Annotated in this window: 15 protein-coding genes; 2 read left to right on the top strand and 13 right to left on the bottom strand. The window is 40.0% G+C overall.

Annotated features, from left to right (window positions below):
* Positions 1–9: 9 nt before the first annotated feature.
* From gatB to pcrA, 5 genes are all read right to left on the bottom strand, one after another.
* The gene (gene gatB, locus RBL01_RS05265; protein ID WP_002297526.1) at positions 10–1,440 is read right to left on the bottom strand and encodes an Asp-tRNA(Asn)/Glu-tRNA(Gln) amidotransferase subunit GatB; all 1,431 of its coding nucleotides are present in this window, start codon (positions 1,438–1,440) and stop codon (positions 10–12) included.
* Positions 1,437–2,909 (bottom strand): Asp-tRNA(Asn)/Glu-tRNA(Gln) amidotransferase subunit GatA, encoded by a 1,473-nt coding sequence (gene gatA, locus RBL01_RS05260; protein WP_002377307.1) that lies wholly within the window; start codon positions 2,907–2,909, stop codon positions 1,437–1,439. Before gatA ends, gatB begins: the two co-directional genes overlap by 4 nt.
* Positions 2,909–3,214, bottom strand: a complete 306-nt coding sequence (gene gatC, locus RBL01_RS05255) for an Asp-tRNA(Asn)/Glu-tRNA(Gln) amidotransferase subunit GatC (protein ID WP_002288477.1) — start codon at positions 3,212–3,214, stop codon at positions 2,909–2,911. Before gatC ends, gatA begins: the two co-directional genes overlap by 1 nt.
* A gap of 105 nt (positions 3,215–3,319) precedes the next feature.
* Positions 3,320–5,356 carry an NAD-dependent DNA ligase LigA gene (gene ligA / locus RBL01_RS05250; RefSeq protein ID WP_307781028.1) on the bottom strand — a complete coding sequence of 679 codons (2,037 nt, stop codon included), beginning with the start codon at positions 5,354–5,356 and terminating at the stop codon, positions 3,320–3,322.
* Between the two features lie 16 nt (positions 5,357–5,372).
* Positions 5,373–7,607, bottom strand: a complete 2,235-nt coding sequence (pcrA, locus tag RBL01_RS05245) for a DNA helicase PcrA (protein WP_307781027.1) — start codon at positions 7,605–7,607, stop codon at positions 5,373–5,375.
* A 154-nt stretch (positions 7,608–7,761) separates the two neighbouring features.
* Here pcrA and RBL01_RS05240 point away from each other — a divergent pair, with 154 nt between their 5' ends.
* Positions 7,762–9,321, top strand: coding sequence for a ClC family H(+)/Cl(-) exchange transporter (locus RBL01_RS05240; RefSeq protein WP_002327836.1), 1,560 nt, complete (start codon positions 7,762–7,764; stop codon positions 9,319–9,321).
* A 131-nt stretch (positions 9,322–9,452) separates the two neighbouring features.
* Here RBL01_RS05240 and RBL01_RS05235 read toward each other — a convergent pair whose 3' ends face one another.
* The 5 genes from RBL01_RS05235 to RBL01_RS05215 all read right to left on the bottom strand — a co-directional run bounded on the left by RBL01_RS05235 (position 9,453) and on the right by RBL01_RS05215 (position 14,773).
* Positions 9,453–11,384: a fructose-specific PTS transporter subunit EIIC gene (locus RBL01_RS05235; RefSeq protein ID WP_058128397.1), complete on the bottom strand. Its 1,932-nt coding sequence runs from the start codon at positions 11,382–11,384 to the stop codon at positions 9,453–9,455.
* Positions 11,385–11,401: 17 nt separating this feature from the next.
* A complete protein-coding gene (gene pfkB / locus RBL01_RS05230; RefSeq protein ID WP_002297537.1) occupies positions 11,402–12,316 on the bottom strand; it encodes a 1-phosphofructokinase in 915 nt (304 codons plus the stop codon).
* Positions 12,313–13,065: a DeoR/GlpR family DNA-binding transcription regulator gene (locus RBL01_RS05225; protein WP_002297539.1), complete on the bottom strand. Its 753-nt coding sequence runs from the start codon at positions 13,063–13,065 to the stop codon at positions 12,313–12,315. The genes pfkB and RBL01_RS05225 overlap by 4 nt, the downstream gene beginning before the upstream one ends.
* Positions 13,066–13,224: 159 nt before the next feature.
* The gene (locus RBL01_RS05220) at positions 13,225–13,434 is read right to left on the bottom strand and encodes a hypothetical protein (protein ID WP_058128396.1); all 210 of its coding nucleotides are present in this window, start codon (positions 13,432–13,434) and stop codon (positions 13,225–13,227) included.
* Positions 13,435–13,444: 10 nt separating this feature from the next.
* Positions 13,445–14,773, bottom strand: a complete 1,329-nt coding sequence (locus tag RBL01_RS05215; protein ID WP_307781026.1) for a hypothetical protein — start codon at positions 14,771–14,773, stop codon at positions 13,445–13,447.
* A 136-nt stretch (positions 14,774–14,909) separates the two neighbouring features.
* Here RBL01_RS05215 and RBL01_RS05210 point away from each other — a divergent pair, with 136 nt between their 5' ends.
* Positions 14,910–15,065: an SPJ_0845 family protein gene (locus tag RBL01_RS05210; RefSeq protein ID WP_002288488.1), complete on the top strand. Its 156-nt coding sequence runs from the start codon at positions 14,910–14,912 to the stop codon at positions 15,063–15,065.
* Positions 15,066–15,185: 120 nt separating this feature from the next.
* Here the strand turns inward: RBL01_RS05210 and RBL01_RS05205 are convergent, their stop codons facing one another.
* The 3 genes from RBL01_RS05205 to clpX all read right to left on the bottom strand — a co-directional run bounded on the left by RBL01_RS05205 (position 15,186) and on the right by clpX (position 18,569).
* Positions 15,186–16,478 (bottom strand): ISL3-like element IS1251 family transposase, encoded by a 1,293-nt coding sequence (locus RBL01_RS05205; protein ID WP_000122610.1) that lies wholly within the window; start codon positions 16,476–16,478, stop codon positions 15,186–15,188.
* A 170-nt stretch (positions 16,479–16,648) separates the two neighbouring features.
* Positions 16,649–17,236 (bottom strand): ribosome biogenesis GTP-binding protein YihA/YsxC, encoded by a 588-nt coding sequence (gene yihA, locus RBL01_RS05200; protein WP_002297545.1) that lies wholly within the window; start codon positions 17,234–17,236, stop codon positions 16,649–16,651.
* Between the two features lie 82 nt (positions 17,237–17,318).
* Positions 17,319–18,569: an ATP-dependent Clp protease ATP-binding subunit ClpX gene (clpX, locus tag RBL01_RS05195; protein ID WP_002292068.1), complete on the bottom strand. Its 1,251-nt coding sequence runs from the start codon at positions 18,567–18,569 to the stop codon at positions 17,319–17,321.
* Between the last annotated feature and the right edge of the window lie 107 nt (positions 18,570–18,676).

The following is an 18,676-nucleotide window of genomic DNA, read 5'->3' as shown; positions in this document are numbered from 1 at the left end:
TTTCAGCCTCTAGCGTTTCGCTAATTCATCTTTAAGCAGCTTGTTCACGACACCAGGATTTGCTTGCCCTTTAGTTGCTTTCATGATTTGACCGACTAGGAAGCCAACCGCACGATCTTTTCCATTTTTGAAATCATCGACAGATTGTTGATTGTTATCCAAGATTTCATTAATGATTGGAAGAAGTTTGCTAGGATCAGATAATTGTACCCAACCATTTTTCTCAACAACTTCTTGCGCTTCTCCGCCATTTGTGATCAATTCACGGAAGACTTTTTTGGCGATTTTTGAGCTGATCGTTCCATCGGCGATCAAACGAATCATTCCTGCTAAGTTCTCAGGTGTCAATTTTGTCTCAGCTAATTCCAGTTTCTCACTGTTCAAGTAAGCAGAAACTTCACCCATCAACCAGTTAGATGCTTGCTTGGCATCTGCACCATTTTCCAAAACAGCTTCAAAGAAATCAGACATTTCTTTTGTAAGTGTCAATACCATTGCGTCATACTCCGGAAGACCAAATTCACGGATATAGCGTTCGCGACGAGAAGCTGGCATCTCAGGTAAACTAGCTTTTACTTTTTGAATCCATTCGTCATCGATCACGAATTTCGGAATATCAGGCTCTGGGAAATAACGATAATCACTAGAACCCTCTTTCACACGCATCAAAACTGTTTTATTCGTTGTTTCGTCAAAACGGCGTGTTTCTTGTTGGATTTCTCCTCCTGAAAGAAGAACTTTTGCTTGACGTTTTTCTTCAAAAGCTAAACCTTTTTTCACGAAAGATAAAGAGTTCAAGTTTTTCAATTCTGCTTTCGTACCGAATTCTTCTTGTCCATAAGGGCGGAGAGAAATATTCGCATCACAACGCATAGACCCTTCTTCCATTTTCACATCGCTGACTTCTGTAAATTGGATGATTGAACGCAATGCTTCTAGATAAGCGTATGCTTCTTCTGGTGAACGCATATCAGCTTCAGAAACGATTTCGATCAAAGGCGTACCTTGTCGGTTCAAATCAACGTAAGAATAACCGCCGATACCATGCATGTTTTTCCCAGCATCTTCTTCTAAATGGACTCGTTCGATCCGGATTTTTTTCTTCTTGCCTTCTACTTCGATTTCAATCCATCCGTCATGACCGATTGGTTGATCAAATTGGGAAATTTGATATGCTTTCGGATTATCTGGGTAAAAGTAATTTTTCCGGTCAAAATGAGTATCTTTAGAGATTTCGCAGTTTAATGCCAAAGCGGCTTTCATCCCGAATTCCAGCGCAGCTTTGTTCATTACTGGCAGCACGCCTGGATAACCCCAGTCGATCACGTTTGTATTGCTGTTTGGTTCTGCACCAAAATGAGCTGGCGCTGGAGAGAAAATTTTTGAGTTGGTTTTCAACTCGACGTGGACTTCTAGTCCAATGACTGTTTCAAAATTCATTCGTCTTTCCCTCCTAAAATAGCTGGTTGTTGTGTGTGGAATTCTGTTGCTTGTTCAAACGCATATGCCGCTTGATACATCGTTTTTTCATCAAAATAATTACCGATGATCTGCAATCCAACTGGTAAACCTTCTGACAATCCTGCCGGTACAGACATACCTGGAAGTCCAGCCAAGTTGACAGGGATCGTTAAGATGTCACTCATGTACATCGTGATTGGATCGTTGATGTTCTCACCGATTCCGAATGCCACTGTTGGTGAAGATGGTCCGATGATCAAGTCATAATCTGCAAAGACTTTTTCAAAATCTCGTTTGATCAATGTACGGACTTGTCCTGCTTTTTTGAAGTAAGCGTCATAATAACCCGCACTTAATGAGAATGTACCTAACATGATACGGCGTTTTACTTCTTCACCGAATCCTTCTGAACGTGAGTTGACATATACATCATCCAATGATTTCACGTTTTCAGAGCGATAACCATAGCGAATACCATCGAAACGTTGCAAGTTGGAACTTGCTTCTGATGAGGCAATGATATAATAAACAGCCACACCGTATTTTGAATGAGGTAAGCTGACTTCTTCCACAACAGCACCTAATGAACGGAATGTTTCTGCTGCTTTCAATACAGCTTCTTTTACGCCAGGGGCCACACCTTCGCCTAAGTATTCTTTAGGTAAAGCAATCTTCATTCCTTTGATGTCACCGGTCAGTCCCTCTGCAAAGTTAGGAACTGAAACGCCTGAAGAAGTACCGTCTTTTTCGTCATAACCACTGATAGCTGTCAATGCTAATGCGTTATCTTTCACCGTACGGGTCATTGGTCCGATTTGGTCAAGAGATGAAGCAAAGGCAATCAAACCAAAACGTGAGACACGGCCATAAGTAGGTTTCATTCCTACAATGCCGTTGAAAGCTGCTGGCTGGCGGATACTTCCCCCCGTATCACTACCTAAAGAAACTGGGATTTGTCCAGCTGCTACTGCTGCTGCAGAACCACCGGAAGAGCCACCAGGTACTTTTGTTTGGTCCCAAGCATTTTTTGTTTTCTTGAAATAAGAAGTTTCCGTACTTCCGCCCATAGCAAATTCATCCATGTTTAGTTTTCCAACAGGGATCATATCTGCTTGATAGATTTTATCCATGACCGTTGCATCATAAATTGGTTCAAAATTGTAAAGAATCTTAGATGCAGCGGTTGTCAAGATATCTTTTGTTACGATATTATCCTTGATCCCAATCGGAATTCCAGCAAGGATGTTGCTTTCATCAATCCCTTTTTCATCTAAAGCTTTTGCCTGTTCCAATGCTTTTTCTTCATTCAATGTGATGAATGCTTCGATCTCAGGCTCTGTTTCTTTGATTCGTTCAAATGTTGCTTTTGTCAAATCTTGTACAGTGATTTCTTTTGATACAAGCATATGATGTAGTTCCTCTAGAGAACGATTGTGTAATTTTGTCATTATGCGCCAGCCTCCCCATTATCGATGATTGCGGGTACTTTGATAAAGCCGTCTTCTGTTTCCGGCACATTTTTCAATAATTCATCGCGGTTCCATCCAGCTTGCGCCCGATCTTGTCGCATCACGTTTACTGTTTCAACCACATTCGACGTAAATGGAACACCTTCCGTATCTACTTCTTCCAGCATTTCAACCATATCGATGATTTTACCTAATTGGTCGGTAAAACTTGCAAGTTCTTCATCTGCGAACGCAAGTTTTGCTAATTTGGCAACGTGTTTCACTTGTTCTTCACTAATCGCCATACTACCCCTTCTTTCTAAACGAGTTAAAAACTTTGCTCTCTATTTTAACACAAGAGTGCCGTGTCTGAAATTGTTTATTGAAATTTGTCTGAAAAAACTCATTTTTCATTCTTCTACTGAGCGACTTTTAGCCAATGCATCTGCCATTTGATCTTCTGTCCAAACTTCGATTCCTAATTCTTGTGCTTTGGTCAGCTTGCTGCCAGCATCTTCTCCTGCTACCACGATATCCGTTTTTTTCGATACGCTACCAGTCACTTTCCCGCCAAGATTTTCGATCGTCTCTTTTGCTTCTTCACGAGTCAATCGTGTTAGTTTACCAGTAAGGACTACTGTTTTTTCTTTAAAAGGAGACTCGACTTCTTGCAATTGGGCATTTCGAAGCCCTTTGTATTCGAAATTGACGCCTGCTTGTTTTAATTCATTCATCAATTCATGGACTTCTTCGTTACTGAAATAAGTGACTACACTGTCGGCAATGATATCACCGATCGTATCAAGCGCAATAATCGACTCATAGTCACTTTTACTCAATGTTTCTAGATCACCGAAATGTTCTGCTAAAATTTTTGCTGCTTTCGCTCCGACATGTCGGATTCCTAACCCGAAAATCAACCGCTCGACCGAATTATCTTTGCTGTTGTCGATTGCTGTCAAAATATTATTTGCTGATTTTTCTTTTATTTTGTCCAACGTCAATAACTCTTCTTCTGTCAATTTGTAAAGATCAGCAACATCTGCTACTAGTTTTTTATCATACATCTGTTCAAGTACGCGCGGCCCCAACCCATCGATATTCATCGCATTTCTTGAAACAAAGTGGTTCAAACCTTCTTTCATTTGAGCAGGGCATTTAGGATTGATGCACCGTAAGGCTACTTCTTCATCCAAATGGACAAGTTCACTTCCACAAACTGGACAATGTGTAGGCAATTGGTATTCTTCGCTGTCTTTAGGTCGTTTATCTAACACGACTTGCGAAACTTCTGGGATGATGTCTCCCGCTTTATAAATCAGAACTGTATCTTTCAAGCGGATATCCTTCAACTTAATATAATCACCGTTATGCAGGCTGGCACGGCTTACTGTCGTTCCTGCTACTCGGACTGGTGTCATGATAGCTGTTGGCGTTACTACCCCTGTTCGACCGACTGTCCATTCGATGTTTTCGATTAGCGTTTCAACTTCTTCTGGCGGAAACTTGTAAGCTGCTGCCCATCTCGGTGCTTTGACAGTAAAACCAAGTTGATCTTGTAGCGAGAATTCGTTCACTTTGATGACGATTCCATCGATTTCATAGGGCAAATCCACACGTTTGTCATGATATTCTTCAATGTATGACCACACTTCATCAATCGAATGACATAGACGTTTTTCCCGATTCGTGTGGAATCCAATTTTTTCTAGCTCTTCTAGCGCATCATACTGGGTTTTTGCTTGCATAGGACCGAAATCAGCTACTGTGTATAAAAAAGTGTCCAGATTTCTTTTCGCTGTGATTTTAGAATCTAACTGACGCAAAGAACCAGCTGCGGCGTTCCGAGGATTCGCAAAGATATCTTTTCCCTCTGCTTCTCTGTCTTGGTTCAATTGGACAAATGACCGTTTTGGCATGAAACATTCGCCTCTTACTTCGATGTTCATTGGTTCTTTTAATTTGATTGGGACCGACCGGACAGTTTTTAGGTTTTCAGTGATGTTTTCTCCTACAGTTCCATCCCCGCGAGTCGCACCTCTCACGAAATTTCCATCTTCATAACGCAAAGAAACGGAAAGTCCATCTATTTTTAGTTCACAGCAATAGTCAACTACACGTCCCACTGCTTTTTGTACACGTTGATCAAAAGCTATCAGCTCTTCTTTGCTGAAAACGTCGTTCAAACTGTAAAGCGGAATATCATGAGTGACTTTTTCAAACCCTTCTAATACTTTTCCGCCTACTCGTTGAGTGGGAGAATCAGACGTGATCAAATCAGGATATTGTTCCTCGATTGCTACTAATTCTGCGTATTCTTTATCATAAACATAGTCTTCCACTGTTGGTTTATCTTCTACGTAGTATTCGCGAGACCATTGGTTCAGTCTTGTACGAAGTTCTTCTGCTCGTTTAGCAGCTTCGTCAATCGTCATTTCATGTTCCATCATTTACCCTCCACTACTAAGCTTTTTCAATTGGCGCAAAGGCAGCCAAAAGACGTTTTACTCCTTGACTTGGGAAAGCCACATCTAGTTCTAGATCCTTCGACGTCCCGCTTACTCGGACGACTGTTCCTAGACCCCATTTTTTGTGTTTGACTTTATCTCCAGGTTTCCAGCTGTTATTTTCCCCTCCAGTAGCACTTTTAGAGGGAACAACCGCTGTCTCTGGCTGTTTATAGCTATATGCTGTTTTTTTAGCGAATACAGGTGTTTTTTTAGGCGTAGGACGCATGCCTTCGATTTCCAGTAACTCCTGATCGATTTCTTCTACAAAACGAGAAGGTCGGTTATATTGCGTCCGTCCATATAATGTTCTGGAGAAAGCATTTGTTAAATACAACGCTTCTTCTGCTCGCGTGATCCCCACATATGCGAGACGGCGTTCTTCTTCCAGTTCGCTTTCTTCCATCAATGCTCGAGATAAAGGAAAAACCCCCTCTTCTAGACCAATCAGGAATACAACTGGGAATTCTAATCCTTTGGCTGCATGCAAAGTCATCAATGTCACTTGGGAAGCATCTTCTTCTAAATTGTCAATGTCGGAAACAAGTGCCAGATCATTTAAGAAGACCGTTAGTTTTTCTTCTGGTGCATCAGCGTCTTCTTCATTTTGCTGTTCGAATTGTTTGTCAAATTCTTGTGTGACCGTTAAAAATTCCTCCAAGTTTTCGATGCGTGCTTGTGCTTCTAATGTATTTTGGATTTTTAAGTCTTCTAGATATCCGCTACGATCCAAAACCTCTTTCGTCAATTCTGTCACTGTCAAGTATGGGATCATCTGAGTGACTTCTTGGATCATCTCTCCAAATGCACCTAATTGCTGTCCTGCTTTTCCACCGATATTTGCCAGATCCACATTTTGCGCTGCTTCAAGCAGTGGCCATTCATGAAGAGAAGCAAAACTGCGTAGTTTTTCGATAGATCCTGGTCCGATGCCTCGTTTGGGCGAATTAACGATACGCTCAAAACTGATTGAATCTTGAGGATTTGCCAGCACATTCAAATACGCTAAAATATCTTTGATTTCTTTACGATCGTAGAACTTGTGCCCTCCAACCATTTTATAAGGAATATTTGCTTTCAACAGAGTTTCTTCCATTACACGAGATTGTGCGTTCGTCCGGTACAAGATGGCAAAGTCGCCGTAATTCCGATGATTGCTTCGAATCTCTTCTTGCATCCGGTCTACGATAAAACGGGTTTCGTCTCGTTCATTATCTGCACGGTAGTAAGTGATCTTGTTTCCTTCTTTGTTTTCTGTCCACAAGTTTTTTGGTTTTCGATTGCTATTGTTTTCAATGACTTGGTTTGCTGCGCTAAGGATGTTTTTCGTGGAGCGATAGTTTTGTTCTAGCAAAATTACTGCAGCATCTGGATAATCTTTTTCAAAATCCAAGATGTTCTGCATATCTGCACCGCGCCAGCCGTAAATACTTTGATCTGCATCTCCCACGACGCACAGGTTCCTAAATCTACCTGCCAATAAATTGACTAGCGTATACTGTGCGTGATTTGTATCTTGGTACTCATCTACATGAATATAATGGAATTTGTTTTGATAATATGTGAGTGAATCAGGATGTTCTTCAAATAATCGAATCGTATTCATGATCAGGTCGTCAAAGTCCATACATTGATTGTATTGAAGCTCTTTTTGATAAGCAGCGTAACATTTTGCCGCAATCTCTTCGTAATAACTACCTTGCATTTTTGCAAAATCCTGAGGGGTCTGCAAGCTATTTTTTGCTTGGGAGATTGTTCCTAATATGCTGCGAGGATCATATTTTTTCGGGTCAATGTTCAGTTCTTTCAGTATCCGTTTCATCAAGGTCAGCTGTTCAGAAGAGTCGATGATCGTAAAGTTCCGGTTATACCCGATAAAATCAACATCTCTTCTTAAAATACGCACACACATTGAGTGAAAAGTCGATACCCAGACATCTTCGCCTCCGGATACGAGAATCGCATTGACACGTTCTTTCATTTCTTTTGCAGCTTTATTGGTAAAAGTAATCGCTAGGATGTTCCAAGGATTGACTTCTTTTTCCTCAATCAAATAGGCAATGCGATGCGTCAACACTCTCGTCTTTCCACTTCCCGCACCTGCCATCAGCAATAATGGTCCGTCAGTGTGAAGAACAGCTTCTTTCTGACGGGGGTTCATCCCGTTTAATAATTCAGCTTTGGATGACATTAACAACATCCTTTCTTTTATCAATCTTGTTAATTATAGCATTTTCTTGGCTTTCATTAAACTAGCTAATTCAAAATCATTTGTTTCTTTTTATGGATTTCTCCTTGTCAATTCGTTGATTTCGCGCTAAATTAAAAGAAAGCGAGGCGTTTGAATGGAAAAAAAAGGAAAAATCAAGAAATTAGATAAAACTCAGATATATTTTATTCTAAAAGGAATATTCGTTGGACTACTAACAGGAATCGTGGTTAGCCTGTTTCGTTTATCGATCGAAAAGTTAGGCGATTTTGTTCGAAGCATCTATGAAATAAGTCGGGAACAGCCGATTTACTTAGTTGGCATGGCCATTTGCTGCATCCTTGCAGCATTTTTTGTGGGTTATCTGGTCAAAAATGAACCGGATATCAAAGGAAGCGGGATTCCACAAGTAGAAGGACAGCTTCGAGGGGAATTATCAATGAACTGGTTCTCTGTTTTATGGAAAAAGTTCATTGGTGGTGTACTTTCAGTTGGCGCAGGACTTTTTCTAGGTCGAGAAGGCCCTTCTATACAGCTTGGTGCAGCTATCGGACAAGGAGCTGGACAATTGTTTCGGAGTCCATCTTCAGAAGAAAAGATTTTGATTTCTAGCGGAGCAAGTAGCGGACTTGCAGCAGCATTCAATGCTCCTATCGCAGGATTACTCTTTGTTTTAGAAGAAATCCATCACTCCTTCTCTCCTCTTGTTTGGCTGACATCTTTTGCTGCGGCCATCACGGCTAACTTTGTCTCTCTTTATTTTTTTGGCTTAAGACCAGTTTTATATCTAGGCGATCTTCCTTCTTTGCCGTTGAAATATTATGGTTCTTTGGTGGTATTAGGCGTACTTCTAGGCGTCTTAGGTTTTATTTATCAAAAGGTCCTGCTGGCATTGCCAAATTTTTACAACCGATTGCCTTTACCAGCTTATTTTCATGGATTCGTTCCTTTCTTGCTGATTTTGCCGATTGGTTATTTATGGCCTAGTACGCTAGGCGGAGGCAATCAAATCGTTTTAGCTTTTGGACATGCTTCATTGCCAATCATTATGATTATCGGTTTGTTTGTTCTTCGATTCGTTTTTTCCATGATTTCTTATGGTGGTGGTCTTCCAGGAGGGATTTTCCTTCCGATATTGACATTGGGTGCTTTAATCGGTAGCTTTTATGGAAACATCATGGTTGATTTCGGGATGGATCCAATCTACATCAAGGATTTCGTCGTGATTGCCATGGCTGGTTATTTCACAGCAATTGGGAAAGCACCGCTGACAGCAATTATTTTAGTGACAGAAATGGTTGGCTCTCTCAATCATCTGATGCCTTTAGGGTTGGCTGCTCTCGTTGCTTATATCGTCAATGATCTTCTCGGAGGGAATCCGATCTACGAATCATTGTTGGAACGTTTACTTGGAAATAATCAGACCGCCGCTCTTAAAGGTGCAAGGACAACTTTTGATTTTCCAGTAACGGCAGAGAGTTCTTTAGACGGATTAATGGTGCGGGACTTCAATTGGCCTAAAAATATGCTGCTAATCTCTATACGCAGAGGAAATCAGGAAATCTTGACTCACGGTGATACGATCATGAATGTAGGAGATATTTTGGTAATCTTGACTGATGAAGCAAACTTACCAAGAATCAAGCAAGAAATCGAGGCTAAATCTTCGATCACAAATTTGAAGCAATCATTTTAACGAACCGAGAAGAACTATTTTATGGCACAACAACTATTCATCTATACTACTCATCTATACTACTCATCTATACTACTTTGACTCTACAAAAAAAGAAGAGGCTGGATTTCCCCAGTCTCTTCTTTTTATTTCTATGCTTCTGCTACTGCAGGAGCTTTTCTCAATAAACCATAAATCACACCAGAGACGACTGCTCCGATAGCAATAAACACCAAATACATGATTGGGTGACTCAGTAAGAATACAACAAAAATTCCGCCATGAGGAGCCAGTAATTTGATTCCGAAACCACCGACTAATCCGCCAGTTAAAGCAGAACCAATAATAAAACTTGGAATGGCACGAATCGGGTCAGCTGCTGCAAATGGAATCGATCCTTCCGTGACAAACGAAAGTCCCATCACGATGTTCGTCAAACCAGCATCTTGATCTGTTTTGCTGAATTTATTTTTGAACAAACGTGTAGCAACGAAAATCGCCAATGGAGGGACCATTCCTCCAGCCATAACAGAAGCCATCACAACACTTCCGCCAGTGGCAACAGTCGTAGCTAAAGTTGCTGTACCAAATACATAAGCGGCTTTGTTGATTGGACCGCCTAAATCTGCCGCCATCATTCCAGCTAATAATGCACCAAGTAAAGCAGCATTCGAACCACTCATACTTGTCAAGAAACCGTTCAATGCATCATTGATTGCTTTCATAGGGATATTGACCAGCAACATCAAGAAACCAGTAATCAGTAAGCCAAACACTGGATAAAAGAGGATCGTTTTGATTCCATCCAATGATTTTGGTAAGTTCTTGAATAATTTACGTAAAAATACGATGACATAACCAGCCAAGAATCCACCAATCAGTGCGCCTAAGAATCCTGCGCCACCTGTATTAGCTAATGCACCAGCAGCAAATCCAACAATCAAACCAGGGCGGTCGCCGATACTTGAAGCAATAAATCCAGCTAATACCGGTAACATGAACCCAAATGCAGCTTGTCCGATTTGGTTGAACCAGCTAGCAGCTTGATTGTAGTTCCCCAGATTCGATAACTGGTCATGCGGCACGCCAATAAATTGGTCAATCATGAAAGAAAGAGCAATAGCGATTCCTCCACCAATAACGAATGGTAACATGTGTGATACGCCGTTCATCAAATCTTTATAGATTCTTTGTCCGACAGTACCATCCGCGTTTCCTTCTTCTGAACTATTTTCTTTTCCGTCACCATGGAATACTGGTGCAGTACCACTAAGGGCTAGATTGATCAACTCTTCTGGTTTACGGATACCATCACTGACTGGACGATTGATCAATTCTTTTCCGTCAAAACGGTTCATCTCTACTTTTTTGTCTGCTGCAACGATCACGCCTTCTGCACGAGCGATGTCTTCAGCAGTCAAACGGTTTTTGATCCCTTCTGAACCGTTCGTTTCTACTTTGATCTCCACTCCCATTTCTTTCGCTTTTTTCTTCAAAGCATCTTCTGCCATGTAAGTATGAGCGATTCCTGTTGGGCAAGCTGTAACGGCAACAACGAATTTTCTTTCTGGATGAGCAGAAGCTTCTGCAGCTTGTGTTTCTTGTTCTGCTTTTTCTTCTGCTTCTTTTTGCTCTTCAGCTGTTTGGAACAAGTCTTGGACTTCTTCTGGTGTACTTGCTTCTTTTAATTTCGCTACAAAATCTGCATCAATCAGCAATCGAGATAGTGCTGCTAATGCTTGCAAGTGTGTGTCGTTCGCGCCCTCTGGAGCTGCGATCATGAAAAACAGATAAGTTGGCTGTCCGTCTAATGCTTCATAATCTACACCTTTTTGGCTTTTTGCAAATAAAACTGTTGCTTCTTTGACTGCACTATTTTTCGCGTGAGGCATGGCGATTCCGTCACCAAGACCTGTAGAGGTTTGTGCTTCACGAGCTAGAATTCCTTCTTTATATGTGTCGATATCGGAAATCCGGCCGGCATCAAACATTTTTTGGACCATTTCATCGATCGCGCCTTTTTTATCAGTCGCTTGCAAATCCATGATCATTGCTTCTTTGACCATTAAATCCTTGATATTCATGATTATCCTCCTTGAAACTAATCAATTTTTGTGATTTCAACTTCTGGCAATAACTCATCAATCAGTTCGCGAGCTGCCAAGTCATCAGAAAAAGCCGTTGCGCTTCCACAAGCAACTCCCCATTTAAAGGCTTCGATCGGATCTTTTGTCCGACTGTAAGCACCAATAAAACCGGCGATCATTGAATCCCCTGCACCTACTGAATTTTTCAACGGGCGAACCAATACATTCGTTTTATAAGTTCCTTGTTCTGTAAAGAGCAAAGCGCCGTCTCCAGCCATTGAGATCAGCACATTCTGTGCCCCTTCAGCTAGTAATTTTTTTCCATACGGAATGATTTCTTCTACAGATTGGAAGGTTGTATTGTAAAGCTCAGCTAATTCGTGATTGTTTGGTTTGATCAACAACGGTTTCTTAACAAGTGCATTTTTTAGATCATCACCTGTTGTATCGATTACGAAATCTGCACCTTTTTCTCGAATGATATCAATCAGTTCTTGATAAAATCCTTTTCGTAGGCTGGCTGGCGCGCTTCCTGACAATACGACGATATCTCCTTGTTCTACTGTCCCTAGCGCTTGCTTCAATTCATTGATTTCTTCGTCTGAAATAGCTGGACCTAAACCGTTAATTTCAGTTTCAGTATCTGATTTTAGTTTGATATTGATTCTTGTATCTTCTTGCACGTGTGTGAACAAAGAGTTGATTTGTTCTTTTTCAAGCCACTTCGAAATAAATTCGCCAGTGAATCCTCCTAAAAACCCTAGTGCTGTAGATTGAGAATCGATCCGTTTCAAAATACGGGAAACATTGATCCCTTTTCCTCCAGGCAATTTGAAGTCTTCTTTCATCCGGTTCAAATCACCTAGTTTTAACCCATCTACGCGTACAATATAATCAATTGATGGATTAAGTGTTACTGTGTAAATCATTGTATTGCCTCCTTAATTGTTGTCTTTTCACGGAATTCATTGATGAATTCTAATGGACAACGCTCGGTTATGATCGTGGCTGCTTCCAAAGGTGCAACAGAGGTGAAAGACAACTGGCTGAATTTAGTATGATCAATCAATACAAAGGTCTCTTCAGAATTTTTCATGGCTAAACGTTTAACAGCTGCTTCTTCTGGATCCGGAGTCGTGAATCCTTGCTCGATATGCGCACCGTTCATTCCCATAAACGCTTTATTGAAATGAAAATGTTTTAGTTGTTCTATCGCATTAGATCCTAAAACAGCATTGGTTGACAGCTTGATCGTTCCACCTAAAATGATCGTAGCAAGCTCCAAATCAACTAAATTTGCCGCATGTTGAACGGAATTTGTCACCACTGTGATTTGTTTTCCTTGTAAAAAAGGGATCATTTCTAAAGTAGTAGAGCCAGCGTCTAAATAGATGACATCTTCGTCATTAATGGTTTCAGCTGCCAATTTGGCAATCTGCTGTTTTTCATGAACGTTTTTGAGTGATTTTTCACTCATATTCTGCTCAAAATTCAATAATTGCTCTTTCTTAGCGCCGCCATGGACTCTTTCTAGAAACCCACCATTCTCCAACTCTTGCAAATCACGTCTTATCGTTGATTCTGAAGCATTCAAAAGGTTTACAAGGTCTTGTGATTTCACGATTTTCTGCTGTTCAAGCAAGTCTAGGATTTTTTGTCTGCGTTCCTCTGTAAGCATTTTCACGATCACCTCAATACAAATAATAGCATATTTTTTTTAGACTCGCAATACAAATCAATCAAAAACGTTCACAAAAATTATAAATCAGTCAAAAAAATAAAAAACCAGTCTTTTTTTGACTGGTTTCCTACTTTATTTGACTATTATCAAACTGTTTTATCGTTTGTTATTTTCGCTTCTTGTTTTTTTCATATAAACAGTAGCAGGTTTTCTTCCCTTATGAAGAAGGTAATAATAAAGTCCCATCCCACCAAACATGACCAAGAAACCGATGACTGATCGAATAGGAAAATTAGGAACAAAAAAGAGACAGACGGATAATAATGATGCTGGAACCATTATTCGATAATAAAGTTGTTTATCCATTTTCTTCACCTCATATTTTTTGTAAAGTAATCAATTGTTCTAATTCGCGATAATCTAAAAACTGCACACGCAGATGCTTCTCGCCTTTCTTGACATCAAATTGGACACTACGCCGTTTTTTCTTTATTCGTTTGAAGGCAATATCAGAGAGTCTGTGTTTGATTTCCTTTAACGGAAGATCCGGCAGTGCTTCAGAAGGAACATAGATTCTTAATGATAAAAGATAATCTTGATATTTCTCATCTGTTACCTCTACTTCTAGATATTCCCTGATGTAATAACAATACGCTTCGATTCCATTGTCCAAAGCAACAGTCGGATCGATGATCTTATAGCACATCATGCGCGCGCGATTCTCGTCAACCCAAGGAAAATACGCCTGAGCATTCAGTGTTCCGCGGACACGTCTTTCTTTATAATTTCCTCCTTGAATATCATAACTTTTCGTTACAAAGAACGAGGCATTTTTTTTGGGAACAGGTTGCATCTGCGCATTTTGATACTGGACAGATTGAATCGTATGATCAGTATAAATGTATTCAACAAATGGTGGTTTCAACAATCCCACGCCGTTATCCCAAGCAAGGTGGTCAAACCCAAGCTGGTCTCTAAAATAGGATTGGAAGAGCTGATTGTTTGTTTTTTGCCAATTGAATGGGTCTCGATAAAGCTGGATATATATGACTTCATTATCTAATTCTTTCACTTTTTCTACTTGTTGTGTATCGAGAAAAATCGGTTTTGGGATAATCTGATGGTAATAGTGACTGTAATACATTTCCCAGCATGAGGTAAAACATAAGCCTTGATAAAAAAGATCGTAGCCTGGAAATTGATTGCAATCCACTACTACGTCGCCATTTTTCTGTTTCATTTTAGGTAAACGCTCGATTTCATCCATCGTCTCAAACAGCAGCCGCTGGGGAATCTGTTTTGTATTGTGATAGATAAACTCGCTATACGCTCTCATATAAGCAAACACACCATGGGCAATCATTTTTTTCTGAAGGAAATCTCGAATCAAAAACTGGTTTTCTTTGAAAACAGAGATAGCCAATACATTTTTTATCAACAATTGATTGCCTTCCAAACGAAAACTACACTCGTTCTCGTCATTCCCTACAACTAACCAGCTTTCGTCTCTTACCGATGCGAGCATTATTTTTTCTTGCAGTTTCCTAAGATTATACGGGTCCGCTTGTTGAGTGAAAGAGCGGATAAATGTTGGCTGGATCAACAGACGTGTCAAAACAGCCCAATCGCTTATTTCCTGTTTTTTTTCTTCATCATCTAAGTCTGTGAGCTGGATAGTCATTAATAATTTATCTTCACCAATCATTTTCTCACCTCTTTCAAATCTTTTTATAATTCAATTATAACAAATGATAAAGAAAAACTAAAAATTTTTGTCTTAGAAACCAATTTTAGGTATTACATGGTAAACTAAGTAAAAAAGGAACAAAGAGGTGCTCGCGATGGGATTGAAATTTGAACGTACAGACAATTTAGATAAACTTTTCGAATCATTTGCTGTCGATCCGGAAAAAACAGTTGCGCCAAAAGAAGAAATCGATCGGTTTCTAAAACCGCAGCCACAAAACGAAAAGAAAAAAGACAAGAAACAAAAGTAAGATAAGTTCTGCAAAAAAAGACTTACCAGCCAAACTTTTAGGCTCTTTGTCAAATGATGTTGGTAAAGAGAAATCTTAGAATAATTGGAGATCAAGTGGATCAGTTCCTCTTGATCTTTTTTAGTTGAAAATCAATGCGTTGCCATGACGAATCATGATGCGCAATTTGAAATTATAAAAGCTACGAAAGCCATATGCATTTCGTTTTAACACTTTGATATGGTTGTTCAGACATTCAAGTGGGCCATTTGAATAACTTTGTTGTAAAGCATTTTTGATTTGTGGCAGAAATTTCTGGAACGTTCTCAAGGTCGTCTGATAGCCTTCGGGAAGCATGATATTATTGGTAAGTAGTTCTTCAAACGATACGTAGTCTCGTTCCTTTACAGCGTAAAGAAAGTCTTGATATAACTGATAGCCTACACGCAAAGCAGGGCTCCCTTTCAGTAAGCGATCCACAATATCGGTCTCTGTTAAATGAGCTTTGAAGCCAGGTCGCCAAAGGCGTCGAGTATAATCAAGCTTGCGTTCATCTTTTTGAAGAAGTTTCCAGTATCTTTTTAATTGCTTACCTAATTGATAGTGTTTTTGTTCTTTGCTTTTTAATAGTTGGTTCGTTTCTTTGATTCGATGATTGCGAAAGGTACGACCAATATGTTGGACGATGTGAAACCGGTCAATAATCAGCTGTGCTTTTGGAAACAGCTTTTTAACGAGCGATACATAAGGAGCGTACATATCAATCACGATCCATTCGACCGCTTCACGAATTTCTCGTGAAAAATGACTAAAATAACGTTTTAAAAAAGGCAGTTGTCGGTTCTCGACAATGTCCAATAAGCGCTGTGTTTGTCCATCCATCATGATGAAACTCATAGCACCTGAAACACCCCGAACTGATTTGAATTCATCAAAACAAAGTACCTTAGGTAACGGTGTCCGAAAAGGATTCAACGGACGATAAAATCGCTTCATAATACGGTAAACAGAAGAGACCGATAGATTTTTCTGAGCGGCGATCTCTGTCATTGAGGTATTTTTTTTCAGACGAGTCACGACAGACCAGCGGACTTTCTCACTGATGAAACAATGTTTTTTCGCAACAGAAGTATCTGCGACAAAGGTCCGCTGACAAGCTTTGCATTTGAAGCGTTGCTTTTTCAATTCGAGGTAGGTACGGTATTCAGAAACATCGTTCATTAACAACCGGACGGTTGTTGTACCCCAACGCACAATATCTGAAGCAATCTGGTGTTTACAGTGGATGCATTCTTGGGCTGTATAAATCAAGTTTCCACGATAAATATGACAGATTTGCCCTTTGTATTTTTCTTTTGTGAGACAATTTTCGTTAAAAGTAACTGATAAGTCTAGAATATCTAATGTTTCTTTGATAAGGTGAGTGTAAGACATCTTGATTCCTCCTTTTGGGTTGGTTCGCCAAATTAATTCTAAAGGATTTCAAGGTGTCTTTTCTATATGTTTTGGAAAATAAAAAAGATGCTGGTGTCATCCACCAACATCAAAAAGTATAGAGCCAACTTTTATGGAAGAGTTTGGCTGGTAAGTCTTTTTTATTCTTTTTATGATTCGATTGCTTGTTCGATTGCTGCCCATGCTTCTTCTTTTCCTTGTTTTGTAACGGAAGAAAAAAGAATAAATGTGTCATTACGATCAAAATCCAATGCTTTTTTGATCTCGCTTTCGTGCTTGTTCCATTTACCGCGAGGAATCTTATCTGCCTTAGTAGCAACAACAATCACAGGGATATCATAATACTTCAAAAATTGATACATCTGGATATCTTCTTGAGAAGGCTTATGGCGCAGATCTACTAAAGAAACGACCGCACGTAGTTGTTCTCTGGTCGTTAAATATGTCTCGATCATCTTTCCCCATTTTGCTCGTTCAGTTTTGGATACTTTTGCATACCCGTATCCTGGAACATCGACAAAATGCAACGCATTCTCGATCAAATAAAAATTCAAGGTCTGGGTCTTTCCAGGCTTACCGGAAGTACGTGCTAAATTCTTTCGATCAATCAACGTGTTGATAAAAGAAGATTTCCCTACATTTGATCGCCCTGCCAGAGCTATTTCCGGCAATTGTGTCTCTGGATATTGTTTTGGTGCCACTGCACTTATGATGATTTCAGCTTGATGGACTTTCATGGTCTCTCTCCTTAAAAAGGTGATGAATAAAGCAAGCGGCTGTCGTAAAAGCCAAAATGACTTTTACGGCAGCCTCTTCTCATCAACCCGCTTTTTTCTCTGAATCTTTATAGATCACTGTTGGCTCACCAGACAATTCAGCTGCTTCTTTGGTGATAATCACTTTTTCGATGTTTTCATTTGAAGGGATATCAAACATCACATCCATCATGATTTCTTCGATGATAGAACGAAGACCTCGAGCACCAGTGTTGCGTTCGATTGCTTTTTTCGCAATAGCTCTCAATGCTTCAGGTTCAAATTCAAGTTCGGTATCATCTAGAGAAAGAAGTTTTTGATATTGTTTGACTAACGCATTTTTTGGCTCAGTCAAGATCCGTACCAGATCATCTGTTGTCAATTTCTCTAAAGCTGCCATAACAGGTAATCGTCCGATAAACTCAGGAATCAATCCGAATTTCAGCAAATCTTCAGGAATGATATGCTGCATGACGCTTTCGTCTTCAGAAAGTTTTTGGTTTTGCGTACCAAATCCAATCGTTTTTTCGCCCATGCGGTTCTTCACGATTGTTTCGATACCATCAAACGCCCCACCTACGATGAACAAGATATTCGTCGTATCGATCTGGATAAATTCTTGATGTGGATGTTTACGTCCTCCCTGAGGCGGAACACTTGCAACAGTTCCTTCTAGAATCTTCAGCAAGGCTTGTTGGACACCTTCGCCGGAAACATCACGAGTGATGGATACATTTTCGCTTTTACGCGCGATTTTATCGATCTCATCAATATAGATGATCCCTTTTTCTGCACGTTCCACATTGTAATCAGCAGACTGGAGCAATTTAAGCAAAATGTTTTCTACATCTTCACCCACATAACCAGCCTCTGTCAAACTTGTCGCATCTGCGATTGCAAAAGGTACATTCAACGTTTTTGCTAATGTTTGTGCTAAAAACGTTTTCCCAGACCCTGTAGGTCCGATCAAGCAGATATTGCTTTTTTGTAGTTCAACATCATCTGTGTTCTCTTGTGCTTGCTGATTGACACGTTTGTAGTGATTGTATACGGCAACAGCTAACGAGCGTTTTGCGCGATCTTGTCCAATCACGTAGTTATTCAATACTTCAAGAATTTCTAGTGGTTTAGGGACTTCAGTGAATTCGCGTACAGCTTCTTCATAAAATTCTTCATCAATGATTTCTTTACATAGGTCGATACATTCATTACAGATGTAGACCCCTGGACCAGCTACGATTTTTTTCACTTCTTCTTGGGTTTTCCCACAAAAAGAACAGCGTACGGTCTCATTGCTACTTGGATTGTCATACATGGTCTTCACCCCTTAACTTGCAAAAAGTATGCAAGAAACTATCAGAGACTTTACAGTCTTTTACTATCATAACATAGTTTAGTAAAAAGAAAAAGTGTTTAACAAAG

It is taken from the genome of Enterococcus sp. SB12, from assembly GCF_030910025.2.
Lineage (GTDB): Bacteria > Bacillota > Bacilli > Lactobacillales > Enterococcaceae > Enterococcus_B > Enterococcus_B faecium.
This window is presented reverse-complemented; position numbering and strand designations above follow the sequence as displayed.

Bases quoted from the DNA above. Each gene is read 5' to 3' on its own strand.
- gatB (WP_002297526.1), bottom strand. From the start codon at position 1,440: ATGAATTTTGAAACAGTCATTGGACTAGAAGTCCACGTCGAGTTGAAA.
- gatA (WP_002377307.1), bottom strand. From the start codon at position 2,909: ATGACAAAATTACACAATCGTTCTCTAGAGGAACTACATCATATGCTT.
- gatC (WP_002288477.1), bottom strand. From the start codon at position 3,214: ATGGCGATTAGTGAAGAACAAGTGAAACACGTTGCCAAATTAGCAAAA.
- ligA (WP_307781028.1), bottom strand. From the start codon at position 5,356: ATGGAACATGAAATGACGATTGACGAAGCTGCTAAACGAGCAGAAGAA.
- pcrA (WP_307781027.1), bottom strand. From the start codon at position 7,607: ATGTCATCCAAAGCTGAATTATTAAACGGGATGAACCCCCGTCAGAAA.
- RBL01_RS05240 (WP_002327836.1), top strand. From the start codon at position 7,762: ATGGAAAAAAAAGGAAAAATCAAGAAATTAGATAAAACTCAGATATAT.
- RBL01_RS05235 (WP_058128397.1), bottom strand. From the start codon at position 11,384: ATGAATATCAAGGATTTAATGGTCAAAGAAGCAATGATCATGGATTTG.
- pfkB (WP_002297537.1), bottom strand. From the start codon at position 12,316: ATGATTTACACAGTAACACTTAATCCATCAATTGATTATATTGTACGC.
- RBL01_RS05225 (WP_002297539.1), bottom strand. From the start codon at position 13,065: ATGCTTACAGAGGAACGCAGACAAAAAATCCTAGACTTGCTTGAACAG.
- RBL01_RS05220 (WP_058128396.1), bottom strand. From the start codon at position 13,434: ATGGATAAACAACTTTATTATCGAATAATGGTTCCAGCATCATTATTA.
- RBL01_RS05215 (WP_307781026.1), bottom strand. From the start codon at position 14,773: ATGATTGGTGAAGATAAATTATTAATGACTATCCAGCTCACAGACTTA.
- RBL01_RS05210 (WP_002288488.1), top strand. From the start codon at position 14,910: ATGGGATTGAAATTTGAACGTACAGACAATTTAGATAAACTTTTCGAA.
- RBL01_RS05205 (WP_000122610.1), bottom strand. From the start codon at position 16,478: ATGTCTTACACTCACCTTATCAAAGAAACATTAGATATTCTAGACTTA.
- yihA (WP_002297545.1), bottom strand. From the start codon at position 17,236: ATGAAAGTCCATCAAGCTGAAATCATCATAAGTGCAGTGGCACCAAAA.
- clpX (WP_002292068.1), bottom strand. From the start codon at position 18,569: ATGTATGACAATCCAAGTAGCAATGAGACCGTACGCTGTTCTTTTTGT.